At 59.7% G+C, this 19,092-nt stretch carries 18 protein-coding genes; 12 read left to right on the top strand and 6 right to left on the bottom strand.

From position 1 onward, the window contains the following. The first annotated feature begins 15 nt into the window (after positions 1-15). The 9 genes from hisF to pyk all read left to right on the top strand — a co-directional run bounded on the left by hisF (position 16) and on the right by pyk (position 8,909). Positions 16-792, top strand: a complete 777-nt coding sequence (hisF, locus tag HMPREF3053_RS03190; protein WP_005510401.1) for an imidazole glycerol phosphate synthase subunit HisF — start codon at positions 16-18, stop codon at positions 790-792. Then, complete coding sequence (hisI, locus tag HMPREF3053_RS03185; RefSeq protein ID WP_048734633.1) at positions 789-1,187, top strand: phosphoribosyl-AMP cyclohydrolase; 399 nt, start codon at positions 789-791, stop codon at positions 1,185-1,187. The genes hisF and hisI overlap by 4 nt, the downstream gene beginning before the upstream one ends. A gap of 111 nt (positions 1,188-1,298) precedes the next feature. Next, the gene (locus tag HMPREF3053_RS03180) at positions 1,299-2,843 is read left to right on the top strand and encodes an anthranilate synthase component I (protein ID WP_016422944.1); all 1,545 of its coding nucleotides are present in this window, start codon (positions 1,299-1,301) and stop codon (positions 2,841-2,843) included. A gap of 7 nt (positions 2,844-2,850) precedes the next feature. Then, positions 2,851-3,501, top strand: a complete 651-nt coding sequence (locus tag HMPREF3053_RS03175; protein ID WP_016422943.1) for a TIGR02234 family membrane protein — start codon at positions 2,851-2,853, stop codon at positions 3,499-3,501. Positions 3,502-3,505: 4 nt separating this feature from the next. Next, on the top strand, positions 3,506-4,312 hold the full coding sequence (trpC, locus tag HMPREF3053_RS03170) for an indole-3-glycerol phosphate synthase TrpC (protein ID WP_016422942.1): 807 nt from the start codon (positions 3,506-3,508) through the stop codon (positions 4,310-4,312). A gap of 147 nt (positions 4,313-4,459) precedes the next feature. Continuing rightward, the gene (gene trpB, locus HMPREF3053_RS03165) at positions 4,460-5,749 is read left to right on the top strand and encodes a tryptophan synthase subunit beta (protein ID WP_083317209.1); all 1,290 of its coding nucleotides are present in this window, start codon (positions 4,460-4,462) and stop codon (positions 5,747-5,749) included. After that, positions 5,750-6,529 (top strand): tryptophan synthase subunit alpha, encoded by a 780-nt coding sequence (gene trpA / locus HMPREF3053_RS03160; protein WP_016422940.1) that lies wholly within the window; start codon positions 5,750-5,752, stop codon positions 6,527-6,529. It begins immediately after the preceding gene. A gap of 7 nt (positions 6,530-6,536) precedes the next feature. Beyond that, on the top strand, positions 6,537-7,460 hold the full coding sequence (gene lgt / locus HMPREF3053_RS03155) for a prolipoprotein diacylglyceryl transferase (protein ID WP_016422939.1): 924 nt from the start codon (positions 6,537-6,539) through the stop codon (positions 7,458-7,460). Between the two features lie 33 nt (positions 7,461-7,493). After that, positions 7,494-8,909, top strand: coding sequence for a pyruvate kinase (gene pyk, locus HMPREF3053_RS03150; RefSeq protein WP_016422938.1), 1,416 nt, complete (start codon positions 7,494-7,496; stop codon positions 8,907-8,909). 140 nt (positions 8,910-9,049) lie between these two features. On the opposite strand, the gene HMPREF3053_RS03145 is transcribed toward pyk, so the two are convergent. Both HMPREF3053_RS03145 and HMPREF3053_RS03140 read right to left on the bottom strand, forming a co-directional pair. Then, positions 9,050-10,327, bottom strand: a complete 1,278-nt coding sequence (locus tag HMPREF3053_RS03145; RefSeq protein ID WP_049193967.1) for an amidohydrolase — start codon at positions 10,325-10,327, stop codon at positions 9,050-9,052. Between the two features lie 43 nt (positions 10,328-10,370). Beyond that, the gene (locus tag HMPREF3053_RS03140; protein WP_070767267.1) at positions 10,371-11,720 is read right to left on the bottom strand and encodes a DUF4921 family protein; all 1,350 of its coding nucleotides are present in this window, start codon (positions 11,718-11,720) and stop codon (positions 10,371-10,373) included. A 110-nt stretch (positions 11,721-11,830) separates the two neighbouring features. Between HMPREF3053_RS03140 and HMPREF3053_RS03135 the strand changes: the two genes are divergently transcribed. The 3 genes from HMPREF3053_RS03135 to HMPREF3053_RS03125 all read left to right on the top strand — a co-directional run bounded on the left by HMPREF3053_RS03135 (position 11,831) and on the right by HMPREF3053_RS03125 (position 14,660). Continuing rightward, entirely contained in the window at positions 11,831-12,214 is a 384-nt protein-coding gene (locus HMPREF3053_RS03135) for a hypothetical protein (RefSeq protein ID WP_042388759.1), read from the top strand. Between the two features lie 255 nt (positions 12,215-12,469). After that, positions 12,470-13,813, top strand: coding sequence for an NADP-specific glutamate dehydrogenase (gdhA, locus tag HMPREF3053_RS03130; RefSeq protein WP_016422934.1), 1,344 nt, complete (start codon positions 12,470-12,472; stop codon positions 13,811-13,813). Between the two features lie 85 nt (positions 13,814-13,898). Beyond that, positions 13,899-14,660, top strand: a complete 762-nt coding sequence (locus tag HMPREF3053_RS03125; protein WP_042388756.1) for a sulfite exporter TauE/SafE family protein — start codon at positions 13,899-13,901, stop codon at positions 14,658-14,660. An 8-nt stretch (positions 14,661-14,668) separates the two neighbouring features. Here the strand turns inward: HMPREF3053_RS03125 and ehuA are convergent, their stop codons facing one another. From ehuA to HMPREF3053_RS03105, 4 genes are all read right to left on the bottom strand, one after another. Continuing rightward, positions 14,669-15,442 (bottom strand): ectoine/hydroxyectoine ABC transporter ATP-binding protein EhuA, encoded by a 774-nt coding sequence (ehuA, locus tag HMPREF3053_RS03120; protein ID WP_016422932.1) that lies wholly within the window; start codon positions 15,440-15,442, stop codon positions 14,669-14,671. Further along, positions 15,443-16,423 carry an amino acid ABC transporter permease gene (locus tag HMPREF3053_RS03115; RefSeq protein ID WP_070767266.1) on the bottom strand — a complete coding sequence of 327 codons (981 nt, stop codon included), beginning with the start codon at positions 16,421-16,423 and terminating at the stop codon, positions 15,443-15,445. Further along, positions 16,424-17,317, bottom strand: coding sequence for an ABC transporter substrate-binding protein (locus HMPREF3053_RS03110; protein WP_016422930.1), 894 nt, complete (start codon positions 17,315-17,317; stop codon positions 16,424-16,426). A 126-nt stretch (positions 17,318-17,443) separates the two neighbouring features. Next, positions 17,444-18,763: an NAD(P)-dependent malic enzyme gene (locus HMPREF3053_RS03105; protein WP_016422929.1), complete on the bottom strand. Its 1,320-nt coding sequence runs from the start codon at positions 18,761-18,763 to the stop codon at positions 17,444-17,446. Between the last annotated feature and the right edge of the window lie 329 nt (positions 18,764-19,092).

Here is a 19,092-nt window from a genome sequence, read left to right as displayed (position 1 = left end):
GAGAACTTAAAAACTATGTCTCTGGCAGTACGCGTGATTCCTTGCCTGGATGTCAACAATGGGCGGGTCGTCAAGGGGGTTAACTTTGAGAATCTCCGTGATGCCGGCGATCCGGTGGAGCTGGCTCGCCGCTATGGCGAGGAGGGCGCTGATGAGCTGACCTTCCTGGATGTCACGGCTTCCAAGGATGGCCGTGGCACCATGCTCGACGTGGTGCGTCGCACCGCAAGTGAGGTCTTCATTCCGCTGACGGTCGGCGGTGGCGTGCGCAGCGTCGAGGATGTCGATCAGCTGCTCCGCGCCGGAGCTGACAAGGTCAGTGTCAATACCGCTGCGATCGCACGTCCAGAACTGCTCAGCGAGCTGTCGCGCCGCTTCGGTGCGCAGTGTGTCGTCCTGTCGGTGGATGCCCGCCGCGTTCCCGAGGGAGGCACGCCGCAGCCGTCGGGCTTCGAGGTGACGACGCACGGTGGTTCACGCTCGGCGGGGATCGACGCCGTCGAGTGGGCACGCCGCGGCGAGGAGCTCGGGGTCGGCGAGATTCTGCTGAACTCCATGGACGGCGACGGCACCAAGGACGGTTTCGACCTGGAGCTTCTGGAGAAAGTCCGCGCTGCCGTCGACGTCCCGGTGATTGCCTCTGGCGGTGCGGGCAAGGCAGAGCACTTCCCGCCAGCAGTGCGCGCCGGTGCCAACGCGGTTTTGGCCGCATCCATTTTCCACTTCGGCGAGGTCAGCATTGCTGAGGTTAAGGAAGAGATGGCCCGCGAGGGGATCGAGGTGCGCCAGTGACTGGTCTAGCCCCGGGCGCTGCAGCTCACGGCGCCGGAGACGATCCGCGTGAGTACACGCTCCCAGCAGATATCGCGAACATCGCCAAGTTCAACGCTGACGGCTTGATTCCGGCCATTGTGCAGGAAGAATCCACTGGTCGCGTGCTCATGATGGCATGGATGGATTCCCACGCGCTGGCGTACACCATCGCTACCAAGCGCGGCACTTACTGGTCGCGCTCCCGGTCCGAGTACTGGATTAAGGGGCTTACTAGTGGCCATTTCCAGACCGTGACATCGCTGGCGTTGGACTGTGATGGCGATACCGTGCTGATGCAGGTAGTGCAGGACGGCGCGGCATGCCACACTGGCTCGCATAGCTGCTTTGACGTGCATCCCGTGTTCGAGGGCTAATCAGTCGATCCGGGTTGCCGAGGTAGGGATTTCGTCGTCAAGCGCGCCCACCTCCGGTGAAGTCCGGGGTTAAGTGATGTGCAATCCGGGGTGCGTGGCACAATAGCGGCTATGACTCGTATCACCATGACCACGCGTGAGCGCTTTCGTGAACTGGCTGCACACCATCGGGTCGTGCCCGTGGTTCGCAAGGTTTTGGCGGACGGCGAAACGGCGCTGTCGGCCTACCGCAAGCTCGCGGCCGATCGTCCCGGCACTTTCTTGCTGGAGTCCTCCGATGTGGGGCAGTCGTGGTCGCGCTGGTCGTTTATCGGTTGCGGCAGTCGCGCCGCGCTGACGGTGGATGATGCGGGGGAGGCAACCTGGATTGGCAATGCGCCGTCGGGTGCGCCAGAGGGCGGAAATCCGTTGGATGCTCTGCGTCGCACGCTGGAGCTGCTGCACACGGAGCTTCCGCTTGCCGACGACGCTTCGGTGCCCAAGCTCACCTCTGGTCTCGTTGGCTACTTCGGGCATGACATTGTCCGCTACATTGAGCCACAGCTGCCGGATACCACTGACAATGATTTGCAGATTCCTGAGCTTATGCAGTTGCTGGTGGAGGACCTGGCTGCTTTTGACCACCACGAGGGCGTGCTGTGGCTGATTTCCAATGCTGTCAACTGGGACGGCTCGGATGAGCGGATTGACCAGGCGTATGACACCGCCTGTGATCGGGTCAATGCGATGGTGGAGCGGCTGTCGGGGGCCTCTGATCTGCGTCCGGCGGAAATTAGCTTCCCAGAGCCGGTGATTCGTCGCCAGCGCGCCGCCGACGACCACATGGATCGTATTGAGCGTTGTAAGGACCACATCCGAGCTGGTGATGCGTTCCAGATTGTGCTCTCGCAGCGGTTCGAGATGGACACGCAGGCGTCAGCTTTTGATATCTACCGCATCCTGCGGGTTTCCAATCCGTCGCCCTACATGTTCCTGGTCAACGTTCCAACCAAGGACTTCTCCGCTACCGCTTTTCAAATTGTCGGTTCCTCCCCGGAATCACTCGTGGCAGTTCAGGGCAGTGAGGTCATCACCAATCCCATCGCGGGCACACGTCCGCGCGGTGCCACGGTGGAGCAGGACAATGCGCTGGAAGCTGATTTGCTGGCAGACGAGAAGGAAAATAGTGAGCATCTGATGCTCGTTGATCTTGGCCGCAATGACCTCGGACGTGTCTGCCGCCCAGGCAGTGTTGTTGTGCACGACTTCCGTCATATTGAGCGCTACAGTCACGTTATGCATCTGGTCTCTACGGTCACCGGCGAGCTTTCCAGCGACGCCACTGCCGTCGACGCGTTCGCGGCCACCTTCCCAGCGGGAACGCTGTCGGGTGCGCCGAAGCCTTCCGCGCTGAGCATTATCGACAAGTTCGAAGACACGCGTCGGGGTGTTTACGGCGGCACTGTTGGATACTTTGACTTCCGGGGCAATACCGATCAGGCAATTGCCATCCGCACAGGTGTGAAGAAGGGCGATACGGTCTATGTTCAGGCTGGCGGCGGAATTGTCAGTGACTCTGACCCGGTGGCAGAGGATGAGGAGACCCGCAACAAGGCCGCGGCCGTGCTGCGAGCTGTCGCGGCAGCTGAGACACTAGTCCCAGCGGAAAGGAGCTAGGTTTTCGATGAAGTCGACAACGATGCTCTCCGGTGGCCTCATTGGCGTGGCCGCAGCGGGAATGTGGTTGTGCAGCCGAAGCGCGTGGCTGACGGTCGATACTGTTGATGACAAGTCCGGTCCAGCGACCACAGATTTGGTGGGCGCAGTTTGGGCTCCAGAGTTGACGTCGATTGCGCTGGCAATGGTGGCTGCACTGTTTGCCACCACCATTTTGGGCTCACTGGGGCGCCGTATTGTCGGTGGCCTCGCGGCGCTGCTCGCAATTGCGGCGTCGTGGACTCCGATGACTCTGCTTGCCAGCGGAGAAGACGGTGTGGACTCCCAGCGGGCACTGGATTTGTTGACGTCGGGAAGCGCCTCACAACGTGCCAGTGATGCGGTGACTGTGGCAGACTGGGCGCAGATCTCAGCGATTGAAGTGCATGCGATGGGGCCAGCCCTGGCCTTGCTGTGCTGCGCATTGGCGCTGGTCGGGGCGGTATTGTTGGTGCGTCGACCGGGTACTGTGAAGAAGCAGAAGTCCAGCGCGTATGAGACCCCGGAGGTACGCCGTCAGCGTATCGCCGAGGACCTGGAGGAAGACCCACAGTCGGGTCGAGTTCTGTGGGATGCTTTGGATGCCGGTGTAGATCCTACGGATCTGGATAAGGAGTAAGGCCGTGGCTAACGTTCTGGACAAGATTATTGAGGGCGTGCGGGAAGATCTCGCTGCTCGGGAAGCCAAGATTTCCTACGGTGAAATCAAGGAGCTCTCGCTGAAGGCGCCGTCGCCGATTGATGCCGTGGCGGCACTGGCTAAGCCCGGGGTGCAGGTGATTGCAGAGGTCAAGCGTGCCTCTCCGTCGAAGGGAGAGCTGGCTGACATCCCTTCGCCGGAGGTCTTGGCGGCAGAGTACGAGCAGGGTGGCGCGGCTGTCATTTCCTGTCTGACTGAGGAGCGCCGCTTCCGCGGTTCGCTCGCCGACCTCGATGCCGTGCGCCGCGCGGTCAACATTCCAGTGCTGCGCAAGGATTTCATCGTCACTCCGTACCAGGTCCATGAGGCCCGCGCACACGGTGCCGACCTGGTGCTGCTGATGTGCTCCGCTTTGGATCAGCCGACGCTGGAATCCCTGCTGGATCGCACCGAGTCGCTTGGCATGAACGCTCTGGTTGAGGCGCACACCGAAGAAGAGGTCGAGCGCGCCGAGGCCGCTGGTGCCAAGATCCTCGGCATCAACGCCCGCAATCTAAAGACCCTCGACGTGGATCTCTCCGTGTACGAACGCCTTGCGCCGATGTTGCCGGATCATGTTGTGAAGGTGGCAGAGTCCGGTGTCAAGGGGCCGGAGGAACTGCGCTACTACGCCTCCCACGGCGCCGACGCGGTACTGGTGGGCGAGGGCCTGGTTACCGCGGGCAAGCCGGGTGAGGCTTGCCGACGTCTCGTTGCCGCCGGTGTCCACCCGACACTCCGCAGCGAGTAGTGATAGACCGCAGTTGCGATAAGCAGCTGTACCGCGCTGCGAACTGCGCCTAGTTTAGTTGCGTGTCACACCTGTTGTGCTGGCACACCACAGTTTCTTAGGCCTTATGTCCCCGCAACCGGTGGGGATAGTCCACAATAGATAACTGTGAGTGACCAAGATTTCAAGAATCATGATGCCCGCGGTGACCGCCTGCCCACGATGGGTGAGGTTATCGCGGAGACAATGAACCACGAATCAGATGCCATTGGGCACTGGGGTAAGTGGGGCGGCCAGTTTGTGCCGGAGGCGCTGATGGCCGTTATCGGTGAGGTCACCGATGGCTACGCGAAGGCCCGCGTTGATCAGGATTTTCTCGATGAGCTCGACCGGCTTCAGCGTACTTATGTCGGACGTCCCTCGCCGCTGTACTACGCGGAGAAGTTCTCCGCTGATATCGGCGCTGACGTCTGGCTCAAGCGCGAGGATTTGAATCACACCGGTAGCCACAAGATTAATAACGTCTTGGGGCAGGTTCTGCTTGCTAAGCGCATGGGCAAGAAGAACATCATTGCCGAGACCGGTGCCGGCCAGCACGGTGTCGCAACCGCGACTGCCTGTGCGCTGCTCGGCCTTAACTGCCGTATCTACATGGGCAAGGTCGACGCAATCCGCCAGCGCCTCAATATCGCCCGCATGCGCCTGCTTGGTGCCGAGGTTATCGAGGTCGAGATTGGTTCGAAGACTCTCAAGGACGCGATCAATGAGGCCATGCGTTTTTGGGTTTCACACGCCGATGACACCTACTACTGCTTCGGCACTGCAGCCGGCCCGCACCCGTTCCCAACAATGGTGCGCGACTTCCAGCGCATCATCAGCGCCGAGGCACGCCAGCAGATCCTCGCGGAGACCGGCTCGCTTCCCGACGCTGTCGTGGCGTGTGTCGGCGGCGGTTCTAATGCGATCGGCGCGTTCCACCACTTCATCGATGATGAATCGGTTCGACTGATTGGCGCTGAAGCTGGCGGTGACGGTGTTGAGACCGGTCGCCATGCAGCACCGATTTCGGCCGCCGGTAATCCGGGGGTGTTCCAGGGCTCCTTCGCCGCCCTGATGCAGAACGAGGACGGCCAGATTACAGAGTCTCATTCGATTTCCGCGGGTCTGGATTACCCGGGCGTGGGCCCGGAGCACTCTTACCTGGCTGATATTGATCGCGCGTCCTACCTGCCGGTGACCGATACCCAGGCGATGCAGGCATTCCAGGACCTGACTCGGATGGAGGGCATCCTGCCCGCTATCGAGTCCGCACACGCGGTGGCTGCCGCCCGACTCATCAGCGGTGAACTGAATGAAGAGCTGGGCCGTAAGCCGCTGATTATTGTCAATGTTTCCGGTCGCGGTGACAAGGATGTCGACACCGCTGCTAAGTGGTTTGATCTGATGGAGGAGTCCTAAATGAGTCTGAGTGACGTCTTTGACAAGGTCCGTGAGGAAAACCGCGCAGCATTCATCGGCTACTACCCAGCGGGTTTCCCGACCACCGATAAGTCGATTGAGAACATCAAGGCGATTGTCGACGCTGGCGCCGACATCATCGAGGTCGGCCTGCCTTTCTCCGACCCGATGATGGATGGCCCAACCATTCAGGATGCCGCCAACGTGGCTCTGGATGCGGGCTTCCGTACCCGTGAGATTATGCGGGTGGTTCGCGAAGTCACCGAGCACGGCGGTACCTGTGTGGTCATGAGCTACTGGAATCCGATTCTCCAGTATGGTCCGGAGCGTTTCGCCGAGGACTTGGCCGCCGCTGGTGGTCGTGGCACCATCATCCCGGATCTTATCCCCGAGGAGGCCGGCCAATGGCAGCGTGCAGCTGAGGCCAATGGTCTGTCCAACATCATGTTGGTGGCCCCGTCATCGACCAACGAGCGTCTGCAGCTAACTGCCACCGCGTCGACCGGCTTCGTCTACGCCACCAGCCACATGGGTGTCACAGGTGCCCAGGCTAGCGTCGACTCGGCCGCCGGCAAATTGGTTGCCCGCACGCGCGAGGTCACCGATACACCGGTGTGCGTCGGTTTGGGTGTCTCCAATGGGGCACAGGCCGCGGAGATTGCCGAGTTTGCGGATGGCGTAATCGTTGGCTCGGCACTGATCAAGGCCGCGATGAAGAGCACCGATGACCTGGTAACGCTCGCCCGTGAACTCGCCGCGGGCGTACGAGGAGAGAGCTAGCGCATTTATGAGTTCCACCCTTGTTCTCGCTGAAACTGCAACGACGTATCTGGCCAACATTCCCTCTCCGCCGCAGGGGGTGTGGCAGTTAGGACCGCTACCACTGCGCGGTTACGCGATTTCCATCTTGGTTGGCGTACTCGTCGGCATTTATTGGATGCAGCGCCGCTACGCGGCCAGGGGTGGAGACCCGGAGTTGGTCCTCGACATTGCCATTGCGGTTATTCCTGCGGGCATTATCGGCGGCCGTCTCTACCACGTCGCCACTGACTGGGAGAAGTACTTCGGCCTCGGCGCCAATCCCGCCGATGCACTGAAAATCACCAATGGTGGCCTCGGCATCTGGGGAGCGGTGGCGCTGGGGGTGCTGGCCGCGTGGGCGGTCGCTAAGTGGCGAAAGGTGCCGTTTGCGCCAGTTCTTGACGCGGCCGCACCCGCGATCATCCTTGGACAGGCCATTGGGCGTCTGGGCAATTGGTTCAACCAGGAACTCTACGGTGGCCCAACGTCACTTCCGTGGGGCCTGGAAATTTACCAACGAGTTGATGAGTTTGGCCGGGTTGCCCCTGTCACCGGAACGTCGACAGGCGAAGTGCTGGCCGTGGTGCATCCAACGTTTCTCTACGAGATGGTGTGGAACGTCCTCGCCTGTCTGGTCATTGTGTGGGCGGACCGAAAGTTCAAGATGGGCGGAGGACGCGTCTTTGCGCTCTATGTCGCGGCCTACACTTTGGGGCGTTTCTTCATTGAACTCATGCGCGTCGATGACGCAACGCTGATATTCGGTGTGCGTATTAATAACATCACGTCGCTCGTGGTCTTTTTCTGCGCTGTCATTGCTTTGTGGATTCTGCGGTCCAAGAGCCGCGAAACCGCAGCTGAAGTCGGGGGAGAGCGCGAGGCTGCTGAAGCTCACAGTGCTTCCAACTGACGCATAGCCCGTTAAGGGACTAGGCTGGAGGCCGTGCTTAGACGAACGAAGATTGTATGTACCCTCGGTCCAGCAGTTGCTTCGCTGGAGGGGATTACCGGGCTGGTCAACGCCGGCATGGATGTTGCCCGCCTGAATTTCTCTCACGGTGAGCATGAGGACCACGCTCAGAACTACCACTGGGTGCGTGAAGCATCCGACGCTACGGGACATGCCGTCGGTATTCTCGCCGACTTGCAGGGACCAAAGATTCGCCTCGGTCGTTTTAAGGAAGGCTCGACGTATTGGGCTGACGGCGAGATTGTCCGCATCACCGTCGACGATGTCGAAGGCACGCACGACCGCGTCTCCACCACGTACAAGAATCTCGCTGACGATGCCCGTCCGGGCGATCGCCTGCTTGTCGACGATGGCAAGGTGGGCCTGGAGTGCATCGAGGTAGATGGCAACGATGTGGTGTGCCGTGTCATCGAGGGCGGTCCGGTCTCGAACAACAAGGGTGTTTCCCTGCCGGGGATGAACATCTCGGTGCCGGCTCTGTCAGAGAAGGATATCGCCGACCTGCGCTTCGCTCTGAAGCTGGGAGTCGACTTCATCGCGCTGTCCTTCGTCCGTTCGCCTTCCGACGTCGAACTGGTCCATGCGGTCATGGATGAGGTTGGCCGTCGTGTCCCGATTATCGCCAAGCTGGAGAAGCCAGAGGCAGTCGAGTCTCTCGAGGCCATCATCCTGGCTTTCGATGCCGTGATGGTCGCCCGTGGTGACCTTGGTGTTGAGGTGCCGTTGGAAGATGTTCCGCTGGTTCAGAAGCGCGCTATTCAGATTGCCCGCGAGAACGCCAAGCCGGTCATCGTCGCCACCCAGATGCTCGACTCCATGATTTCGAACTCGCGCCCGACTCGTGCGGAGGCCTCCGACGTGGCCAACGCTGTGCTCGATGGCGCAGATGCCGTGATGCTCTCGGGTGAGACCTCGGTTGGTAAGTACCCGCAGTCCACGGTTAAGACCATGGCTCGCATCGTCACCGCCGCTGAGCGCGAGGGGGAAGTTCCTGCGCTGACCCACATGCCTCGCACGAAGCGTGGTGTGATTTCCTACGCAGCTCGCGATATCGGTGAGCGCTTGAATGCCCGCGCTATGGTTGCTTTCACCACCTCGGGTGATACCGCTCGCCGTGTGGCACGCTTGCACTCTCGCCTGCCGCTGCTGGTATTCACTCCGAATCAGCAGGTTCGTTCGCAGCTTGCGCTGACGTGGGGTGCGGAGACCTTCTTGGTGCGCGAGGTTAACAGCACGGATGAGATCATGCAGGTCATCGATGAGCAGCTCTTGACCATGGAAAACTACAACGCTGGCGACACGCTGGTCGTTGTTGCTGGTACCCCTCCAGGAAATGAGGGCAATACCAACATGATTCACGTCCACGTTATTGGCGAGGACGCTCGCTAGCTCTCTGGCGCGTTAGGAAAAGCCGGTAAGCCCTTTTGGGGCTTACCGGCTTTTTGCTTGGAGCCTTTCGACCTGGGCTGTCGGGCTGTTTGGTGGGATCTTTGCGCTGTGCGCGGTGGCAAGCGGCCGGCACGCAGCTCTTACTTTGCCAAGTAGGACAGTACGGCGGCAGCGGCGGCAGAAGTCGCGGAGGTAGCCGTCGGCTCGAAGTCCGGCAGGAATGTCGGCATGTGATTCGACGGTACGTCTTCGACCACGCGGTCGGCAGCAACGGCGGCTTCCCACGTATCCCGAGGTGTGGCGCCAACGGTCCAGTAGACATATGGGCAGTTCAGTCCACGCGGCAGGTCTGAGAAGTCCTCCGATGCGGTCCACGGCACAGCATCGGTGGAATCGTCGCCGAGCACAGCGTCCATGACCGGGCGAATCGTGGCAAACGCCTCCGGATCATTGTCAGTGACTTCGCCGTGATCGGAGTACTCAATCACAGGCTCAACCTCAGTGCCGGAAGCCAGGCACTCGCCACGAACAACGCGCTCAATGCCCGCAATGAGCTTCGCGCGCACATCGTTGGAGTAGTAGCGAATATTCAGCACAATCTTGGCCTGACCGGGGATTGTGTTATTCGAATTGCCGGACTGCAGCGTGCCGACGGACAAAACACCAAACTCGTGGGGAGGAATCTCGCGCCCCACAATTCCTTGCAAGCGCAGAACGATTGCGGCAGCCAAGTACGTCGGGTCAATGGCGTTGTGCGGCATAGATCCATGTGCGGAGCGACCTGTCAGCGTGATGCTAATGGTGTCACAGCCAGCAAGTGCCGGGCCGGGCATGGTCATTACCTGACCTGCGGGGCCGGGAACAATGTGCTGGCCGAAGCACACATCTGGGGTGGGGATGAGGTCTGCCAGGCCGTCGTCAATCATAGCCTGTGCACCACAGGCCAGTTCCTCGGCGGGCTGGAACAGGGCAATGAAAGTACCCGACCACTCAGACTTAGTTGCTGCCATCAGGCTAGCCAGACCAAGACCGGCCGTCATGTGCATGTCATGGCCACAGGCGTGCATGACGGCGGTGGCAGAACCATCGCGGGCGGTACCGGTGGCAGAGGAAGCGAAGTCCACACCGGTTTCCTCGAACACCGGAAGCGCATCGATATCAGCGCGGAACAGCACGGTAGGGCCGGGGCCATTTTCCATGACACCAACGAGGCCGTGACCACCGATTCCCTCATACACCGTGTAAGTGCCCATGTCGCGAAGAGCACCGGCCAGATACGCGGCAGTTTTCTCCTCCGCCTGAGATAGCTCCGGGTGCTGGTGCAGGTAACGGTAGATTTCCCACTGCCTGTCCAATGGCACTCGATGAGTGGCGATGAGGTCGCGAATGCGGCTCAGTCGTGCTTCATTGTTGCTCACCTGGATTAAGACTCCTAACTTCTCTCTACTCTGTGCCAGAGAACTACAGTCGCGACCCGTCTTCGACGAGCGGGTTGTACTTCAGCGAGTTTGGCTGGCACTGGCACTCGGTCGCAATGTGAATGCTGTCCGAAATCTTTCCGGTCTCCCGTAAACGGTACATCTCCGGGACAACGCGGTCGCGCAGATCCCATGGGGAGATGGTGTTCAGATAAATCTTGGTGCCACCTTCAAAACCGGCCAAATTTGAGGTGCGCCACTTAATCATTACGCGCCACGGCATGCGGGCATCCAAATCGACAGGGCGGTGGTGCCATTCCTCGTTACACGGAATGGTGGGCCCGGCAGCGGCATGACATGCGTGAATCAGGTCCGACATTGCGTCTATCTCAGCCCGGGTTTGCAGCCACGGTTCGCAGACATCCGACTTCGAGAAGATCTCCAGCGTCGGGTAGCGGTGTCCGAATCCTGCGAAAGCCACCGCGTGCTCGTTTTCCGCAATAACCAGGTTGTGGCGGGCCGCATAGTCCACTGCGTATTCGTTGTAGATATTCGGGTTCTTGCGCACCGCCTGCACTTCGCGCTTGAGCTGCTCGCCGTGCTCATCGATGGCCACAAGCTGCTTGTGCAAGTGATCGAAGCTTGCGCCTGCCGGTTTCAGCCAGTTTTGGAAAGCGGCCACATAACGCACGTAGCGGTTCCGTCGGTACAGGTCAGCAATCGACTCGACGGTAAACGCAATGAGTGCGCGGTGCTCGGCAACGCTCAATGTGCCAGAAGAAGCCAGCTGGTTATCGTGGGTAGCGGCGTCGACAAAGTGGCGACGGGCAACAATCACATCGTGGCCGCCGGCGAAATAGCTTGGGGCGCGGCGCAGCAATTCCTCGTCGGAAAGCGCGTTGATTTCCTCTTCACTGCGTCCAGCGGCGCGGTATCGCGTGCGAATGATGCTGAGCACGTGCTCGCGGCCCTTCGGGTCATCGAGGTAGGCCTCCATACGTTGCTGAGTTTCGCGGTCGGGCTCGAAGCCATAGTTTTCCGACCAATAGTCATAGGAGACGATCTCGAACAGGTTGGGCACGCGGCGGAACTCCGCAGTGGTGTCGAAAAGCTGGTCGGGCAGCACTCCCGTCACCGTGCTGTAGCCGCCGAATACCGATTCGTCGAGGACAACGCGGGCCTTCTCCGGCGGGGTTTGCAGCAGGTTGTTCCAGCCAAAGGAGTCGCGGGATCCAAAATCCTCCTCGCTCAATGGCTGCGGATCCGTGTGCTTAATTCCCAACGGCCGATTGCCACGACCTGGGACTGTCCACACCTGGGTACCGGAAAAAGGATTGACTTGCTTCACCGTGCCGTCGGCAAGCGTGATGAGGGGATTGCTGAAAGCCTGCATAAGTCCAACACTACGTCTTTGCTGCCGGTCGGCGCGCCAACGTAGGGGGACAGGGCTTGACGACGGTTAGCTATTGTCTGGCCGTCTCGCGTGGCTTAGCCTGTGAAGTTATGTCGAAGATTGTTTTTCACTGCCTGGTGAAGCCGACCGAATCGGAGGCGCTGGCCGAGGCATTTCGTACCAAGTTGAGTGAGTTTGACCGCGCCGGGCGAATTAGTGACGTGGATGTTTCGGTGGCGTCGGCGGACACGGACGCGCAGTTGGTGGAGCAGTGGGAGCGTGAGAACCCGAAGGAGCCGTTGGGGGATAGGAAGGTATTCCGTTATCTCTTGAGCTTCGATCAGCACGGCGGTTCTCTCAATGAACTCGCTATGGACCTCTCTGAGCTACTGACTCCGCGTGCAGAATTGCCCCCGGACCCAGTGCTGCGTGAGTTCGACGAAATGCTCGAATCTGTTGCGACGTATCCCTGGAATGTTGCCGTATTTAGGTAATATCCTACCTAATTCGTGAAAAGTGTAAGCCTCCACAGAGTCAGTGATTGGCTTGGCCAACGGGTGTAGCGCGAATCGCTACGAGTTTTCCCAGCAATATGCCGTTGTATAATTATGTCCGCTTCAATATCTACAGTTGCCCAGTCCTTGTGCACACAACCTGTGCCACCGAGTTACGGCAACCGGAAAGTGGTTTACAACCGCTGACGGTTTGTTCTTCGTGGGCGCCATAATGGTTTCGCAGAGAGGTTTATTTTGAATATCGAGCAGAAGGTTTCGGGACTCTATGACCAGATTCTCACCCGAAACGCCGGTGAGCCGGAGTTCCACCAGGCAGTGGCAGAAGTTCTGGAGTCGCTGAAGGTCGTCCTGGAAAAGGACCCACACTACGGTGACTACGGCTTGGTTCAGCGTCTGTGTGAGCCGGAGCGTCAGATCATTTTCCGCGTGCCGTGGGTCGATGACCAGGGGAAGGTCCAGGTCAACCGTGGCTTCCGTGTTCAATTCAACTCTGTGCTGGGCCCGTACAAGGGTGGTCTGCGCTTCCACCCGAGCGTGAACCTCGGCATCATTAAGTTCCTGGGCTTCGAGCAGATCTTCAAGAACTCCCTGACCGGCCTGCCGATCGGTGGCGGCAAGGGTGGCTCCGACTTTGATCCGAAGGGCAAGTCCGAGCTAGAAATCATGCGCTTCTGCCAGTCGTTCATGACTGAGCTGCACCGCCACATCGGTGAGTACCGTGACGTCCCGGCCGGTGACATCGGCGTCGGCGGCCGCGAGATTGGCTACCTGTTCGGTCAGTACCGCCGTATGGCCAACCAGCACGAGTCCGGCGTTCTCACCGGTAAGGGCCTGACCTGGGGCGGTTCCCTGGTTCGTACCGAGGCCACCGGTTACGGCTGTGTCTACTTCACTGAAGAGATGATGAAGGCCAACGGTGCTGACATCAACGGTGCCAAGGTCATCGTTTCCGGTTCCGGTAACGTCGCCATCTACGCCATTAAGAAGGCTCAGGAGCTCGGCGCTACCGTCGTCGGTTTCTCTGACTCTTCCGGTTACGTCTCCACCCCGAACGGTGTCGACGTCGAGCTGCTGAAGGAGATCAAGGAAGTTCGTCGTGCTCGCGTCTCCGAGTACGTCGCTGAGGCTGAGGGCGCTGAGTTCCACGAGGGTGGCAACATCTGGGAGCTCAAGGCTGATGTCGCACTGCCGTGTGCAACTCAGAATGAGCTCAATGGCGAGTCCGCCAAGCTGCTGGTCGACAACGGCTGCCGCTTCGTTGCTGAGGGCGCAAACATGCCGTCCACTCCGGAGGCTATCGAGGTCTTCAAGGCCAACGGTGTCCACTTTGCGCCGGGCAAGGCTGCCAATGCCGGTGGTGTTGCTACCTCCGCTCTGGAGATGCAGCAGAACGCTACCCGCGATTCCTGGTCCTTCTCCTACACCGATGAGCGCCTGAAGCGCATCATGACCAACATCTTCAAGAACTGCGAAACCACCGCCGCTGAGTACGATCACGAGGGTAACTACGTGCTCGGTGCCAACATCGCAGGCTTCAAGAAGGTCGCTAACGCAATGCTGGCTCAGGGCGTCATCTAGTCTGCTAACGTTTCCGCTTTACGACGGATCCTCGGCGACCCCGCCCGTCGAAAAGCCAAAAAGCCCACGCTGTAAACTCCCTCCTATGGAGTTATCAGTGTGGGCTTTTGTCTTTATCGTGGCAACGATTTTCATCGGGGCTCTGATGCAGCGAATAGCCGGTATGGGACTCGGACTGTTGGGAGGTCCGGTCCTCTCACTGGTTGCAGGTCCCGTAGCAGGAATTTTGATTATTAACGTGCTCGCATCGGTCAATGCGATCATGCAGACCATCTCGGTGCGAGAGAACGTCGATTGGAAGAAGTTCTGGCTGATTGGCCCGGTGATGGCCTTAGGTGCGCTGCCAGGCGCCTGGGTGGTTCACAACACGCCCAGCGGGCCACTCCAGGTTCTGGTCGGCGGGCTCGTGCTACTCGCGCTGCTAGTGACATCCTTTATGCCTCAGCGCATGCGTGTCGACGGCCCACAATACGCCGTTGCCTCAGGCGTGGCCGGCGGTTTTATGAATACCCTGGCCGGCATTGCGGGCCCAGCCATTACCGTTTACGCACAGGCTTCCCGTTGGCCAGCGCAGACATTTGCAGCCACCCTGCAACCGCTCTTCTTTGTTTCCGGCGCGTTGTCCTTGCTGTTCAAGGAAATCAGCGGTGACGTATCTGTCTTCGCCACCACACCGGTTATCCTCTGGCCGCTGTGTTTGGTTGCCATGATTGTGGGTATATTTTTGGGCACTCGCGTTTCCCGACGAGTGCCCATTGTGCAAGCCCGAAAGCTCGCGGTCATTCTGGCGACTACCGGCGCGGCAGTCACTATGTTTCGCGGAATCTCCGCAACTTTTGGCGCTTAGGCTTGCTGTTACTTCAACAGCGAAGACAGGAAGTTGCGGGTGCGCTCGTGCTGCGGATTACCCAGCACCTCATCCGGGGTGCCTTTCTCCACGACCACGCCGTCAGCCATAAACACGACCTGGTCGGCGACTTCGCGGGCAAAGCCCATCTCGTGCGTCACGACGACCATGGTCATGCCCTTATCGGCCAGACCACGCATGACGTTGAGAACCTCACCGACGAGCTCGGGGTCAAGAGCGGAAGTCGGCTCATCGAAGAGCATTAGCTTCGGCTCCATGGCCAGGGCTCGAGCAATGGCAACACGCTGCTGCTGACCGCCCGAGAGCTGAACAGGGTAGGCATCGGCCTTGTGAGCCAGACCAACAGTCTCCAGCAGCTCCATGGCACGCTTTTCAGCCTGCTCCTGAGAGACGCCCTTTACCAGCACTGGTGCCTCGGTGATATTTCCCAGCACCGTGCGGTGCGGGAACAGATTGAAGTTCTGGAAAACCATACCGATATCGCGACGCTGACGGGCAGCTTCTGCGGCGGAAATCTCGTAGAGGCTGCCGTTCTTTTCGCGGTAGCCAATCAGGGAACCGTCGACGTAGAGACGGCCGGCATTGACCTTCTCCAGGTGGTTGATACAGCGCAGCAGCGTGGACTTACCGGAGCCCGAAGGACCAATGAGGCAGGTAACCGTACCGCGTGGAACTTCCAGGTCGATGCCCTTGAGGACCTCGAGACGGCCGAAGTTCTTCCGAACCTTTTGCGCCTCAACCATCAAATCTTTGGTAGTCATTTACTGCGGATCCTCTCGGTAGAAGTGCTCTTCGTCCTTATCGACAACGCGAGCATTTGCAGGCGGCACACCTTCGGCGTCGGCAAGCGCGGCCAGCTGGCGGGCGGTGAGCTGACGGGTAGCGCCGCGGGCGAAGTAGCGCTCAAGGTAGAACTGTCCGACCATCAGAATTGATGTGATGACCAAGTACCAGGTGGCGGCGACAAGCAGCATCGGCACCGGCAGGAACAGCGCATTGGCGATGTCCGTGGAGCGGCCGTAGAGTTCCAGCGAGAACGGCACTGCGATGACCAGCGAAGTGGTCTTCAGCAGGGAGATGAACTCGTTGCCCGTCGGCGGGATGATGATGCGCATAGCCTGTGGCAAGATGGTGCGGCGGACAGTCTGCCACCAGCTCATACCCAGTGCCTTCGATGCTTCGGTCTGGCCCTCCGGGACAGCCTGGATGCCGGCACGGACAATTTCAGCCATGTATGCGGACTCATTCAAGCCGAGACCGACGAACGCTAACACAAAGGTATTGGACAGGACAGTGCTGAGATCAACCTCGGCAACGCCCAGGTCAATCGTCGAGTAGATAGTGCCGAGGAGGCCCCAAAAGACCAGCTGCACGTAGACCGGAGTTCCTCGGAAAACCCACAGGTAGAACCAAGCAACAGTGGACAGCACGGGGTTGTCCGACATTCGGAGTACGGCGACGATGGCACCGCCGACGATACCGATGAGCATGGCCAGGACCGTTAGTGCAATGGTCCAGCCAGCGGCAGCGGCGATTCGTGTGTCGAACAGGTACTGGAAGTAAACATCCCAGTGGTAGGCCTCGTTGCGGGCGGCACCGATGATGAACCACAGGAAGAGCACAAGCAGCACTGCTGCGGTGATCCAGCGACCCGGGTGCGGCAGCGGTTTGGCCTTAATTTCTTCGTTGAGTTCCGCCTGTGTGGCCTCGTAGCGGGCGCCAGACGCAGATGAGTCGCTCACTTAAAGTTCCTCTCCGTTAATAGTGGCGCGTTCCAAAGCACCGTCTTCCAAACCCCATGTGGTCAGGATTTGCTTGTACTGGCCGTTGTCGATGAGGTACTGCAGCGCCTGCTGGAGTACTGGGCCGAGTTCTGAATCCTTCGGAATAGCGAAGCCGAACGGGGCACCATCGTAGATATCTCCGGCAAGTTCGAGTTTGCCCTCAGAACGATTGACCGCGTAGGCACTGACTGGTGAGTCAGCTGCCAGCGCGTCAGCACGCCCCAGCACCACGGTGGTAGCTGCGGTACCAGCATCCTGGTAGGCCAATTTGTTAATTGGTGGCAAACCGCGATCCAGACAATCCTGATTCTTTACCGGCAGGTCCTCCATGTCAGCGACGGTATTGCGCTGAACAGCGACAGTTTTGCCACAGTAGTTGTCGGAGCTGGCGTCGCTGCCCGGGCGACGTGCCCACTGCAGGCCGGTATCCAGGTAGTCGACGAAGTCGTAGGTCTTGCGGCGCTCCTCGTTTGAGGTGAAGCCGGAGGCACCAACATCAACTGCGCCGGCCGACAGGGCCGGCAGAATCAGTGCGAAATCCTGTTCTTGGATTTCCAGCCGCAGATCCAGGACGCTGGCCATGGCCCGCATGAGGTCAATGTCGAATCCGATGATGGAACCGGCGGAATCCTTAAACTCTGCCGGGGCGAATGTTGGGTTGGTGCCGATGCGCAATACTTCGCGCTTACGAAGATCTGCTGGGACCTGTTTCGCCAGTTCGGGGACCGCTGCCGGTTTGATCTCTGACCAGCCCTCGGGGTTACCGCTTTCGTCATTGGTGACGCAGCCTGTAAGCCCTAAGAACAAGGTCGCAGTCAGCGTGGCAGCCGCCAATGCGATGGGTCTTTTCATATCTGAATATGTTACCTAGGCACAGGAATACCTTAAATTCGGTACCCCTATTCAGCTGCGTCTTAGGCTGGTGCAGGAAAACCGCACACTTTTCAGACTTCCCGGGGAATAGTCAGCGCCGGTTTTCTAGTTCGCTTCAGCTGCAGCAAAGCCATTGCCAGTGACGTCGAGCGGGCCGACCGCGCCGGAGGCCGGGTCGCTCAGCGCAGCATCGCGGACAGCCTTCGCCACGGCCGGCATGACGCGCGAATCCAGCGCCGACGGGATAATGCGGTCGGCACTCAGGTCTTCTACGCCAACATTTGCAATGGCCTGAGTAGCAGCCAGCTTCATGGCCTCGGTGATCCGTTTGGCACCCGCCTCCAGTGCGCCACGGAACAGACCCGGGAAGGCCAGCACATTATTAATCTGGTTCGGATGATCCGAGCGGCCAGTGGCCACGACGGCTCCGTACTTGCGGGCGACTTCCATCGGAATCTCCGGAATCGGGTTGGCCAGCGAGAACAGAATCGGGTCAGCGGCCATTTGGCTAATCGCATCCTCGCCGATACGGCCGGCAGAGACGCCGATGAACACGTTAGCGTCGACAAGCGCATCGTTGATCGAGCCGGTGATACCGCGTGGGTTAGTCATGCCGGCGACCCACTGCTTGATGTCGCTCAGTGGCTCGCGGTCCGGGTGGATGATGCCGCGCGAATCGACGACGACGATGTCGGACACGCCAGCGGACAGCAGCATCTTCGTCGCAGCGACACCAGCGGCACCAGCGCCGGAGATGACCACGCGGAGATCCTGGAAGCTGCGACCTGTCAGCTTGCAGGCGTTGATCAGGCCGGCGGCGATGACGATGGCGGTGCCGTGCTGGTCGTCGTGGAAGATGGGGATGTCGAGCTCTTGGTCGAGACGCTGCTCGATCTCGAAGCAGCGAGGCGCGGAGATGTCTTCGAGGTTCACTCCGCCAAACGACGGCGCCAGCGCCTTGACCGTCTGGATGATTTCCTCTGTATTGAGGGTATCCAGGACGATTGGCACAGCGGAGATGCCGGCGAACTGCTCGAAGAGCTGGGCTTTTCCTTCCATCACCGGTAGCGCGGCCTTGGGCCCGATGTCGCCAAGGCCAAGCACGGCGGTGCCGTCGGAAACCACTGCGACGTTCTGGCCGGTCCAGGTGTAGGTGCGGGCCAGAGCCGGATCTTCGTGGATGGCCTCACAGACGCGAGCGACACCTGGGGTGTAGCCGATGGAGAGGTCGCGAATTGTCTCGAGCTTCATGGTGGAGTGGGAGCGGAGCTTGCCGCCTCGGTGTGCCTCAAAGATTTCCGCATCGGTGATGGTCGACGGATCTGTGGGGGCGGTGTCCTCCGGTACTGCGTGAAGTGGCGTCTTAGCGGAGTTCGCGTTCGCAGTGTGGGCGGAGGAGCTAGAGGGGGAATTCGCAGCAGGCATGATGACAGTCCAAAACGTGTTGAGTACTGAGTACTTTGTACTTTGAGAAAACTCGACCGCGGCGTGAGCTGCTGGTGGGCAGTGCGTAAAGCCGGGAGCAAAGCTTGGCAGGTGATACGTAGTGGTGTGCGTAAAAACTAAACCAGTCTTGCTATACGGGATTGGTATCTCATTATATGGACAGTGGGGTGGAAAATAAAATCTTTGCGGTTGGGGGAGCGGGGATTTGGGAAGTGTCGTGGGGCTGGCGGCCGCGGGCGTGATGCCGGAACCCCGGCTTTTGCCGAGTTCGACGAGTCCTGCCATGGCGTCATCTATGTCAAGAGCTA

The organism is Corynebacterium sp. HMSC064E07 (genome assembly GCF_001815745.1).
Taxonomy (GTDB): Bacteria; Actinomycetota; Actinomycetes; order Mycobacteriales; family Mycobacteriaceae; genus Corynebacterium; species Corynebacterium jeikeium_D.
Note: the sequence above shows the minus strand (reverse complement) of the source record. Positions and strands in the feature narration are given on the sequence as shown.

Coding starts and splice junctions, on each gene's coding strand:
- hisF (WP_005510401.1), top strand. CDS start 16: ATGTCTCTGGCAGTACGCGTGATTCCTTGCCTGGATGTCAACAATGGG.
- HMPREF3053_RS03180 (WP_016422944.1), top strand. CDS start 1,299: ATGACTCGTATCACCATGACCACGCGTGAGCGCTTTCGTGAACTGGCT.
- HMPREF3053_RS03175 (WP_016422943.1), top strand. CDS start 2,851: ATGAAGTCGACAACGATGCTCTCCGGTGGCCTCATTGGCGTGGCCGCA.
- trpA (WP_016422940.1), top strand. CDS start 5,750: ATGAGTCTGAGTGACGTCTTTGACAAGGTCCGTGAGGAAAACCGCGCA.
- lgt (WP_016422939.1), top strand. CDS start 6,537: ATGAGTTCCACCCTTGTTCTCGCTGAAACTGCAACGACGTATCTGGCC.
- HMPREF3053_RS03140 (WP_070767267.1), bottom strand. CDS start 11,720: ATGCAGGCTTTCAGCAATCCCCTCATCACGCTTGCCGACGGCACGGTG.
- HMPREF3053_RS03135 (WP_042388759.1), top strand. CDS start 11,831: ATGTCGAAGATTGTTTTTCACTGCCTGGTGAAGCCGACCGAATCGGAG.
- HMPREF3053_RS03125 (WP_042388756.1), top strand. CDS start 13,899: ATGGAGTTATCAGTGTGGGCTTTTGTCTTTATCGTGGCAACGATTTTC.
- ehuA (WP_016422932.1), bottom strand. CDS start 15,442: ATGACTACCAAAGATTTGATGGTTGAGGCGCAAAAGGTTCGGAAGAAC.
- HMPREF3053_RS03110 (WP_016422930.1), bottom strand. CDS start 17,317: ATGAAAAGACCCATCGCATTGGCGGCTGCCACGCTGACTGCGACCTTG.
- HMPREF3053_RS03105 (WP_016422929.1), bottom strand. CDS start 18,763: ATGCCTGCTGCGAATTCCCCCTCTAGCTCCTCCGCCCACACTGCGAAC.